The 9,544-nt window shown below is 66.8% G+C and carries 11 protein-coding genes; 4 read left to right on the forward strand and 7 right to left on the reverse strand.

Annotation, left to right across the window (positions count from 1 at the left end; genetic code table 11):
- Positions 1 to 581: 581 nt before the first annotated feature.
- The 3 genes from AQJ91_RS50390 to AQJ91_RS53900 all read right to left on the reverse strand — a co-directional run bounded on the left by AQJ91_RS50390 (position 582) and on the right by AQJ91_RS53900 (position 3,795).
- Positions 582 to 1,523: a VRR-NUC domain-containing protein gene (locus AQJ91_RS50390; RefSeq protein ID WP_159054693.1), complete on the reverse strand. Its 942-nt coding sequence runs from the start codon at positions 1,521 to 1,523 to the stop codon at positions 582 to 584.
- A 632-nt stretch (positions 1,524 to 2,155) separates the two neighbouring features.
- Positions 2,156 to 3,079 carry a hypothetical protein gene (locus AQJ91_RS32270; protein ID WP_159054694.1) on the reverse strand — a complete coding sequence of 308 codons (924 nt, stop codon included), beginning with the start codon at positions 3,077 to 3,079 and terminating at the stop codon, positions 2,156 to 2,158.
- An 86-nt stretch (positions 3,080 to 3,165) separates the two neighbouring features.
- On the reverse strand, positions 3,166 to 3,795 hold the full coding sequence (locus AQJ91_RS53900; RefSeq protein WP_234383143.1) for a hypothetical protein: 630 nt from the start codon (positions 3,793 to 3,795) through the stop codon (positions 3,166 to 3,168).
- Positions 3,796 to 4,420: 625 nt separating this feature from the next.
- Between AQJ91_RS53900 and AQJ91_RS32280 the strand changes: the two genes are divergently transcribed.
- Genes AQJ91_RS32280 through AQJ91_RS32290 form a run of 3 tightly spaced genes read left to right on the forward strand, consistent with a single transcriptional unit; the run spans position 4,421 to position 6,032 of the window.
- On the forward strand, positions 4,421 to 4,822 hold the full coding sequence (locus AQJ91_RS32280; protein ID WP_067028912.1) for a helix-turn-helix transcriptional regulator: 402 nt from the start codon (positions 4,421 to 4,423) through the stop codon (positions 4,820 to 4,822).
- 9 nt (positions 4,823 to 4,831) lie between these two features.
- Positions 4,832 to 5,248: a VOC family protein gene (locus AQJ91_RS32285; protein ID WP_067028590.1), complete on the forward strand. Its 417-nt coding sequence runs from the start codon at positions 4,832 to 4,834 to the stop codon at positions 5,246 to 5,248.
- Between the two features lie 43 nt (positions 5,249 to 5,291).
- Positions 5,292 to 6,032 carry a VOC family protein gene (locus AQJ91_RS32290; RefSeq protein ID WP_067028593.1) on the forward strand — a complete coding sequence of 247 codons (741 nt, stop codon included), beginning with the start codon at positions 5,292 to 5,294 and terminating at the stop codon, positions 6,030 to 6,032.
- Between the two features lie 89 nt (positions 6,033 to 6,121).
- Here the strand turns inward: AQJ91_RS32290 and AQJ91_RS32295 are convergent, their stop codons facing one another.
- The 4 genes from AQJ91_RS32295 to AQJ91_RS32310 form a co-directional block, all read right to left on the reverse strand.
- On the reverse strand, positions 6,122 to 7,363 hold the full coding sequence (locus tag AQJ91_RS32295; protein WP_067028595.1) for an RNA polymerase sigma factor: 1,242 nt from the start codon (positions 7,361 to 7,363) through the stop codon (positions 6,122 to 6,124).
- Positions 7,364 to 7,373: 10 nt separating this feature from the next.
- Positions 7,374 to 7,790: a YciI family protein gene (locus tag AQJ91_RS32300; protein ID WP_067028598.1), complete on the reverse strand. Its 417-nt coding sequence runs from the start codon at positions 7,788 to 7,790 to the stop codon at positions 7,374 to 7,376.
- Positions 7,791 to 7,891: 101 nt separating this feature from the next.
- Positions 7,892 to 8,122, reverse strand: a complete 231-nt coding sequence (locus tag AQJ91_RS32305) for a hypothetical protein (RefSeq protein ID WP_067028602.1) — start codon at positions 8,120 to 8,122, stop codon at positions 7,892 to 7,894.
- 18 nt (positions 8,123 to 8,140) lie between these two features.
- Positions 8,141 to 8,725 (reverse strand): dihydrofolate reductase family protein, encoded by a 585-nt coding sequence (locus tag AQJ91_RS32310; RefSeq protein ID WP_067028605.1) that lies wholly within the window; start codon positions 8,723 to 8,725, stop codon positions 8,141 to 8,143.
- A gap of 112 nt (positions 8,726 to 8,837) precedes the next feature.
- Between AQJ91_RS32310 and AQJ91_RS32315 the strand changes: the two genes are divergently transcribed.
- Positions 8,838 to 9,428, forward strand: coding sequence for a TetR/AcrR family transcriptional regulator (locus AQJ91_RS32315; protein ID WP_067028608.1), 591 nt, complete (start codon positions 8,838 to 8,840; stop codon positions 9,426 to 9,428).
- Positions 9,429 to 9,544 lie beyond the last annotated feature (116 nt).

Consider the following 9,544-nt stretch of genomic DNA (forward strand, 5'->3'; position numbering starts at 1 on the left):
GAGTGTCTGTCCGTCAGTCCCAAGCAAGCTCACGTCAACTGGGCACAGCAGCTGCGAAATTGCCATGCCCAGCCAGCCAAATCTGGCGAACAGTCCTGGTCTCGGCACCGCGTGCCAAGGTATCGCCCAGGTACGAAGGGGCAACCATCACCCTCCGACATCGATGGTAGCGCAGACAGGTTGAACAGTGGGCCGAGAGGCAACTGAGCACCACCCTGGTCGAGTTGGGTGAGGCTGATGCTCGATCAGGCCAGCGGCGATCGGGGGTACTGTTGCCTGGCAACGGCGGCACTCGCCCGTCCGTCACTCTCGGAGATCCAGCAGGGCACCGGGCGGTGCCCTCCGCGCACTCCCGTACCCCGTCCGGGCGCCGCTGGACACTTCCACGCGGCTACCCTGGCGGAGCTGCACGCCCTCCCGCCGGCGACCCCGGCCGACGGAATGGCTGCTCGACGAAGGTCGCCGGACACCTCTCGCGCAAGCACACGAAATTCCCGGGCGAGGCAGCCGTGCCGCAGGAAATCGCCTCTGACTCGCGAACAGCGCCGAAAATATGACCGCACCATCTCGCAGTCTTCAAATTACGGCCTTATAATGCGCTGCACCCTGTGCACCTTCGCGACCTTAAAGGGCAACTTTAGGATTTCACTATTCTTCAGGATCCAGTAGCGTTGATCTTCACTCAGCTTATCGCTGCTCGACTTGACCTCGATGAATTCAACATCTGCGGCTCCAAGCCCGGTCTCACTCCAGGAAACCAGATCAGGCCAGCCCAAATATCTACCCCAGTAGTCATCTGCGAGGAACCGGAGAACCCTCTTCACCTGCTCCGGACCCAAAATCTGGATTAGTCTGCGGCCACGCTCGACGTCAGTAGGGCTATATGCCCACAGATACTGCCGCAACTCTTCAGCGTACGGAGTCCAGTAGTCAAAAACCCACAGCATCTCTTCCATCGTGCACGGAAGGCTCCCGAGATGCTCCTCTAGCGCATCCGCTCGACGGGTAGCGTGCACCGGGCTACCGAAATCCTCTGGCAGCATCGTCCAAATGAGATCACCCTGACCAGCCCCGTCACGTCGACCAAAACCGGCTGACCTATTGCGAGAATCTCTCGGGTCCTGCACCCACAACCACATCAACGTGGCATAAAGGGCCTGGAAGGGGCGACTCTCGCACAACATAACCTTCCGACCCGCTTGACGCAGACGCTGGGACACAAACTCCTCCACGCCGACTGCAGATTCGAGATCGCCCGAATCGATCGGGATGACCTGCACGTGGCCGATAGTCGGAGTTACGTAGCATGCCGGATAATCCTCCGTTGCCACCTCACAGGCGGCCAGGACATCCGAATCTGACTGCCTGCTAAAGTCATACTTCGGCTTCTTATCATGCTGGCCACGCATGTCACGGACAACTGCTCGCTCAATGGCTTCATATTCGGTTCTGTGCTGGCGAGAGAGTTCCATCACTACACCCTGGCCGTCGGAGCCGGTCAATGGCAGGCCCTGCTTAGACACCCATTGGATGAAACGATGGCTTGTCTCCTTATAGATCTCCCGCCAGTAGTACCGATGAACCAGACTGGCAGCACCACGGTGCGGCTTTGTAGGGAATGCCGGCGGCTCCTCACCTCGGCACTCGTGGCACACACCAGCCAACAAGGGTTCTGTGACTTGAACCGGAAGACGAGTCTGAGCATCAATGCTCCGCATGGCCTGATGAGGGAGCACATAGAGGGCAAGATCCTCATCGCATGAGCACGTTAGTACAGCCTGACACTCCTCGCACCTGTACTTCCGCAACAGTTCGTACGGATTAATGATGGACAGGGACGCATGCTGGCAAGCCACATGTTCATCGTTCTTCACCTGCTCCACGTTCCCCTCCGAGCGCACAAGAGTCCACGGCTTCTAATTCTCGTAGGAACACCCTCAGGTACGTAGCCAATTTTCCAGCACCGACTGCTCCTGGGAGAGCCCCGCCGTCAGATCCTCACAAGGACATCGGTCTCCAACAGAGCACGAACCCGCGCCGCACTTAAGACAACAAGGGGCCGACCCTGCATGTATTTGCCTTTGATTACGATCCCGCGTCATGGCTACAACCCTGCGCGCGGCGCGCACACCGCTCTGGACAGGTTGGACAGCACCTACGGCAGCCGCCGAACAAGATCAGAGGTGAACCACTGCACCAGCGTCACGGCGAGTTGGACCGACATCTCAGCCTGCTGTTGGGTCTCATGGCGCGTGGGCGCCTGCGATCCGTGACGGGAGGTCTGCCCCTGCCAGAGGCGCCGCATCATGTCCACGACGAGGGTGATGTCGTCGCCGACGGCGGCCGGAATAGCAGTGGTGAACTTTTGCGGCGAGTTGCCCAGTACCTTGATCATCGTCCCCAAGGTCGCCTTGGAGTTGTTCGGCTCGATCGTGGACTGAGAGGCACATTCCACCGCCTTGATCGCTTCACCGTACGCCTTGGACGGATCCGGATCCCGCCCGTACACGCACCTCCACGCGGTTGCCAGGTGGTCGGCAGCAGAGCCGCTTTGCGGGGTCTGGGAGGCAGCCAGTGCGCTGGTGACGGCCTGCTGCCCCGTAGCATCGACGCGAAGCTCAAGCCCGGTGGCAGCATCGTTAACCCGGTATGCGGAACCGGCGAGCGTCAGCATTTCCTGCAGCGCCTCAATGGCTCTCCAACGAACAGCACTACCGAGTCCCCGGTCGCCGGCCATGTCCAGCCTGTAGATACCTGTGCCGCCAACAGCGAAAGATCGCGACCCGGATGGCGCACTCAAGCGGAGCATCGCATCGACGACGTCCAGCAGTTGCTCGTTGGTAGTTCGACTCGCCAGGAATTCCGCGGGCGAGTAGGAGCGCGGACCGGTGTCCACACGCAGCCGAAGCAGCAGCGCGACCTTCTGGGCGCTGGCCTCGTCATCCTGCAGCAGGACCATGACCCACTGCCGCAGCGGGATCTCCAGATGTTCTGGAACGTCTTTGACCAGGGACTCGTCGACTGACCGCTGAGGATCCGCCGCTTGCGGGCTACGCCGCTTTCGGCTGCTTTTGAACATGAAAGAACAGTAGCGCCGCCTGTTCGGACGCATCGCTGATTTTCCCGTCCGGCTTGGGCTGCAGCTTCAAGTCCCGGAGCGACGGATCACCGGCGAAGGGCCTCGATAAGCTTGGCAAGGTTCCGCACGGACCTATCAGAGGCGCCGCGGGCTGCCATAGCACCGAGGATGATGTCGCCGTCCAGCGCTCCGACGTCACACAGATCCCTCAGGATGTTCTGGGCCTGCTGCTTGCCGAAGCGATCCCCGAAACCGTTGTTCCCGTAGAAGTCCAGCCGGTCGATGGCCTCGGCCAGCCGTGGCGGAATTTGTGCTGGCTCATCGTCGGGGCGTGTCAGGTCGACGGCGCCCAGCTGTTGTGCCCAGCCCCGCAGCGGGAACTGGGTGCCCTCGACGACAGCAATGGAGGATCCGCGAGCCAGGCTCATCGCAAAGTCCAAGGTCTTCTCGGTGGGGGCGTAGGCAAGTACCGGACCGATACCACGGCCAACACGGCTTCGGTCGGCACGTGGCGTTGTGCAGGAATGCCGAGCGCGAAAGCGCCGTAGTGCAGGGCTGTGATCTTCAACGCCGAAAGCGTTGAGTACCAGCACGCCAGTGGCACCCTGCTCATCGCACTCCCGCTGGGTCCAGGCCACCGCCAGCTCCGAAGCCAACTCCCAGTCCCGCTCAGGGTCGTCGTCCGGCACCCACGCGGCTCGATCTACGTTGCCCACTCCTGCCATGAAACACCCCACTGCTCAGGACCCAGCCGCACTCTCGCGACAGGCCGCTTCCAACAGCCACGCTAATCCCAGGGTCTGACATCGCTAGGTCCGGCGAGAGTCGCCGGTGAAGCCATCTCCGCGTGGCCGACGCCACGCGTCCTGCAACACGGTCTGGCGGCACGACGGTCTGGGCACAAGCTGGGTTCGAGCCGTCCATGTCGTCCTCGACAAGCGGCTGCGGCGGGCCCGCTCACCCGCCCCCAGTCACGGAGCCGGTCCGCACACAGTCCGCAAGGCACCCGCGAAAGACCGTCGCACCCCATCGCCACCAATCGCCAAAAGGCCAGGTCAGCGACCCACAGGAAAGATCCCCACAGGTCACCGACCTGGCCCATTACTAGGAGACGAAGAAGGCCTGACACTCCGTCAGCCTCCTGCGACCGGCGATCGGTGCACCATCGCAGGTCGACGGGTTTCCCGAAGGGGCCCGGCCACTACCCCGGCCGGGCCCCTTCGGCGCGATTGATCCACTCCCCAATGAAAACAAGCACTGGCCAACTCCCCGGCGAACGACAGGCAAGGGCCCGGTCAGAATCGAGGGCGCGGGTGGTGAGGGTCGTGCGATGCTGACGTGGTGAACCCCGAGGACCTTGTCCGGTTGCGGCAGGCGCGTGACCGGATCAACCGTGAGTATGCCGAGCCTCTCGACATCGCGGCCCTCGCCCGTACCGCGCTGATGTCGTCGGGGCACTTCCAGCGCAGCTTCCGCGCCGCCTTCGGCGAGACCCCGTACAGCTATCTCATGACCCGCCGTATCGAGCGCGCCAAGGCCCTGCTGCGGCGCGGTGACCTCTCGGTGACGGAGGTCTGCATGGCCGTCGGCTGTACGTCCCTCGGCTCGTTCAGTGCCCGTTTCACCGAGCTGGTCGGCGAGACGCCGAGCGCCTACCGGGCCCGTTCGCACGAGGACAGCGCGGTGATCCCGTCGTGCATAGCGCGGACGTTCACCAGGCCGAAGCGGGCGAAGCGGCCCTAATCTACGGGCATGGACCTCAAACTCAAGCAGTGCTTCATCGCCGTGGACGACTTCGACAAGGCGCTCGCCTTCTACTGCGACACCCTGGGCATGGAGGTGCGCAACGACGTCGGTTTCGAGGGGATGCGCTGGGTGACGGTCGGCTCGCCGCTCCAGCCGGACGTGGAGATCGTGCTGGAGCCGCCCTCCGCCAACCCCGACGCCTCCCCCGCCGACCGGGAGGTCATGGCGCAGCTGCTGGCCAAGGGCATGCTGCGCGGCGTCATCTTCACCACCGCCGACTGCGACGCCCTCTACGGCCGCGTTCGGGAGTCCGGCGCCGAGGTGCTCCAGGAGCCGACGGACCAGCCGTACGGCGTGCGCGACTGCGCGTTCCGGGATCCGGCGGGGAACATGCTGCGGTTCATGGAGCGGGCCGGCGACTGAAAATGCCGGCGGGTTCAGCAGGTCACCGGCCTACGATCACCGCATGAGCATCCGCTGGACGTACGCCTTCATCGACCGGCCCGCCGCACACTTCAGGCGGGCCTGCGAGTTCTGGACGTCCGTCACGGACACCCGGCTGTCCGAACTCCTGGGCGAGCGGCAGGAGTTCGTCACCCTGCTGCCCGAGGGTGCCGACGCCTGTGTGAAGGCCCAGGCGGTCGAGGCAGGTCCGGGCGGTGCGCATCTCGACTTCCCGGTCGAGGACGTGCCGGGGTTCGTGGCGTCGGCGACGCGGCTGGGGGCGGAGGTGGTCGCCGACCACGGGACGCTGGTCGTACTGCGCTCCCCCGCCGGGCAGTTGTTCTGTGCGGAACCGTGGCGCGGGGCCTCGGTCCGGCCGCCCGTCGTGCGCGGGAGCCGCCTCGACCAGGTCTGCGTCGACGTACCGCCGTCGTCGTACACCGCTGAAGTCGCTTTCTGGAGCGGCCTGCTGGACGGCTGGGACTCCGTACCCGGTTCGCTCCCCGAGTTCCACGTCCTGAAGCCGCCGCCCGGCCTCCCGGTCCGTGTCCTCCTGCAACGCCTCGGCGAGGAACGTCCCGTCTCCGCCCATCTGGACCTGGCCTGCGCGGACATCGAGGAGACCCGCGCCGAGCACGAGAAGCTCGGCGCCGCCCTCGTCGCCCGTGGCGCCCACTGGACGGTGCTGCGCGACCCGGCGGGCGGCACGTACTGCCTGACCGGCCGCGCCCCGGAGACGGGCGGGCTGCCCAGCCGGTGCTGACCAGAGGCAGAGGATCGGCGCGGCCGAGTCGTCGTCGGCCGTGGAGCCCGTCACGCCCATGCCTCCACCGGTTCGGTCATGGGGCCACGCTACGGCCCCAATCGTGCCGCCCGCGCGTGCAGATAGCGCTGCTCCGGCAGGCTCAGGGTCTTGGCGGCCGCCGACTCGTAGGCTGCGCGGGCCTCTTCGCATGCGCCCGCGCGCTCCAGCAGATGGCCGCGTACCGCGTCCAGACGGTGGCCCGCGCTCACATCGCCCTCCAACGCGTCCAGTTCCGCCAGGCCGGCGCGCGGGCCGTGGACCATGGCGACGGCGACCGCCCGGTTGAGGCGTTCGACGGGGCCGGGGACGAGGCGTACGAGGATGTCGTACAGGCCGAGGATCTCCCGCCAGTCGGTCGCCTCGGCGGAGGGCGCCTCGTCGTGTACGGCGGCGATGGCGGCGCGGAGCTGGTAGGGGCCCGCGCGGCCCTGGCCCAGGGCGTGGGTGACCAGGGCGACGCCCTCCTCGATCGCGGCCTTGTCCCAGCGGTCGCGGTCCTGTTCGTCGAGGGGGACGAGCTCGCCGTGCGGGCCGGTACGCGCGTCGCGGCGGGCGTCGGTGAGCAGCAACAGCGCGAGCAGGCCGGTCACCTCGCAGGCGTCCGGGAGGAGACGGTGGACCGTGCGGGTCAACCGGATCGCCTCGCCCGCGAGTTCGCGCCGCTGGAGGCTGGTGCCGGAGGTCGCCGTATAGCCCTCGTTGAAGATCAGGTAGAGGGTGTGGAGGACCGCGGGCAGGCGTTCCTCCCAGTTGTCCGGGCGGCCGAAGCTCACGCCGCGCACCTTCTGCCTGGCCCGGCTGATGCTCCCCCAGTTCTCGGCTTCGCTCGGACCGGGGGGGACCCCCATGGCCATGGCCGCCTCGGGGACCAGGTGGGCGCGGGCGATCTCGGCCGTGGTCAGACCGCCGACCGCACGCAGCGTCAGCGCGATCTGGGCGGGCGGGGTGAGGTTCGGGTGGCAGCAGAGGAAGAGGAGGGAGACGGTGTCGTCCTCGCGGGGCGCGCGGTCGGTGTCGCGCACGCTCAGGGCCGCGACCCGCTCCTCCCGCGCCCGCCGAGCCTCCTCCGCACGCAGGGCGTCCGTCAGCCGACGCGAGGCGACCCTGATCAGCCAGCCGCGCGGGTTGTCCGGCACGCCCTCCGCCGGCCACTGCCCGGCCGCCGCCAGCAGGGCCTCCGGTACGGCGTCCTCGGCGGCGTCGAAATGGCCGTAGCGCCGGACCAGCGCGCCGAGGACCTGCGGCGCGTGATGGCGCAGCAGGTCCTCCAGCTCACTCGTCCGTCGCACGGGCCGCCGCTCAGCAGATGTCTCCGGCGCCGTCCTGGATGGGCCGGATCACCACCGGGTAGTCGGTGACGCCCTCGGGGACGGGGCAGCGGGCGACGCGCTCGGCGATCTCGGTGACCCGCTCCAGGCCGGCGCACTCCAGCACCCAGTAGCCGGCCAGCAGCTCCTTGGTCTCGCTGTACGGCCCGTCGGTGATCACCGCCTTGCCGTCGTCACCCAGCGTGACCAGCCGGGTCTGCGCGGGCTCGGTCAGTCCCTGCCCGTCGATCATCTCGCCGGACTCGGAGAGGTCGTCGTTGATCGCGGTCATGTACGCGTACATCGCCTGCAGCTCCTGCTCGCTCCAGGCCGGGGAGTGTGCGGAGGCCTTGCCCTGCATGGCCTCGTAGTCGGCCTGCGTGCCCTGCACCATGACCAGGTACCTCATGAGTCCGCTCCTTCGGCTCGGACCGCCCTCGGTGGGCGGCTCTCACAGGGGACGTCGGAGCCGGGCCGCGATTCTCGACACGGGCTCAGAAATTTCTTCGGTCAGGATTTCTCCGCGGCGGCCTTGCCGTGCTCCCCGCCCTTCTTGGAGGCCTTGGAGGTCTTGGAGCCCTCGGAACCCTCCGCGCCCTCGTCGACGCTTGCCTCGCAGTCGGGGTTGTGACAGGGGCCGGCCACCCACACCGGGACCCACGCGCCGAGCGTCTTGTGACGCCGGACGACCGTTTCGACGGGCTGCCCGCAGACGGAACAGACGTGTTCTGCGCTGTCCATGTCTTCAGGGTAGGCCGGTCAGCGCTTCCGTGCGTAGGTGCGGACGACGACGCCGTTGCCGAAGGAGCGCACCGCGTCCAGGGTGAACTCGGTGACCGCGAAGCCGGAGCCGAACATCGGCATGCCCGTGCCCAGCACGATCGGGTACGACTTGATGACGAGTTCGTCGATCTCGTCGAGCAGTTCACCCGCGAGCTTCGAGCCGCCGCACAGGTAGATGCCGAACTCGCCGTCCTCGGCCTTGAGTTCACGCACCTTGGCAACCAGGTCGTCGGCGACGATCTCGACGTGCGGGTCGGGTGACTCGCCCAGGGTGCGCGAGGCGACGTACTCGCGCAGATGGGCGTACGGGCTGGTGATGCCCTCTTTCATGGCCTCGTTGTAGCTGCCGCGGCCCTGGATGATCGTGTCGAACTTCTGGTTCTTCAGGTCGTCGAAGCCGAGGGCGCGGCGGCCGTGGGTGGGCATGGTCTCCGGATACTCGGACTTGAGGTAGCCGAAGTACTCCTCGTCCACGAAGGCGACCATCGACGACGCGTCGCCGGCGGTGTCCCCGATGAACCCGTCGAGCGAGCAGGCGATGAGGTAGGTGAGCTTTCGCAAGCCGGTCTCTTTTCGTAGGCTGTCCTCTGAACCACTCCAGTTGTAGTACTTCGCTTGTAGTGGTCGCAAGGGGATTTCCGGGAACGGACGCACGTGAGGAAGAGGGTTCCGCATGGCCAGCAATCCACAGCGCCGGGCCGCCCTGGTCGACGCCGGGGTCGAGGTGCTCGCGCGGGAGGGGGCGCGCGGGCTGACGTTCCGCGCGGTGGACACGGAGGCCGGGGTGCCGGTGGGCACGGCTTCCAACTACTTCACCGGCCGCGACGACCTGCTCCGGCAGATCGACGCCCGGCTGCACGAACGGCTCGCGCCCGACCCCGAGATGCTGGCCGAGCTGATGACGAGACCGAGGGACCGCTCACTGGTCACGGCGTTCATGCACGACCTGATGGCCCGCGCGACCCGGGACCGCACGGGATATCTGGCCCTCCTGGAAATGCGCCTGGAGGCCACCCGCCGCCCCGAACTGCGCGCCTCCTACACCAAGTCGGTGCGCGCCGACCTGGAGTACGGCATGGACTTCCACCGGGACGCCGGACTGCCCGGCGGCGACGAGACCGTCACCGTGCTCTATCTGGCGATGCTCGGGCTGATCCTGGAACACCTCACACTGCCGGGCGTACTGGACGGCGTCCTGCCCGGGGTGAGCGTGCCGGACGGCCTGGTCGAACGCATCGTGGCGACGGTTGTGCCGGAGGCGTGAGGCTGGCGACAGGGCCGGGGCGTGCCGGAGGCGTCACGCGACGTGAGAACCGGGGGGAAGCGTGATCCGAGCGCGGGGCCGGGTCGCCCCGCAAACACGACGCAGGCGCAGGGAAA

Source organism: Streptomyces dysideae (genome assembly GCF_001514305.1).
Taxonomy (GTDB): Bacteria; Actinomycetota; Actinomycetes; order Streptomycetales; family Streptomycetaceae; genus Streptomyces; species Streptomyces dysideae.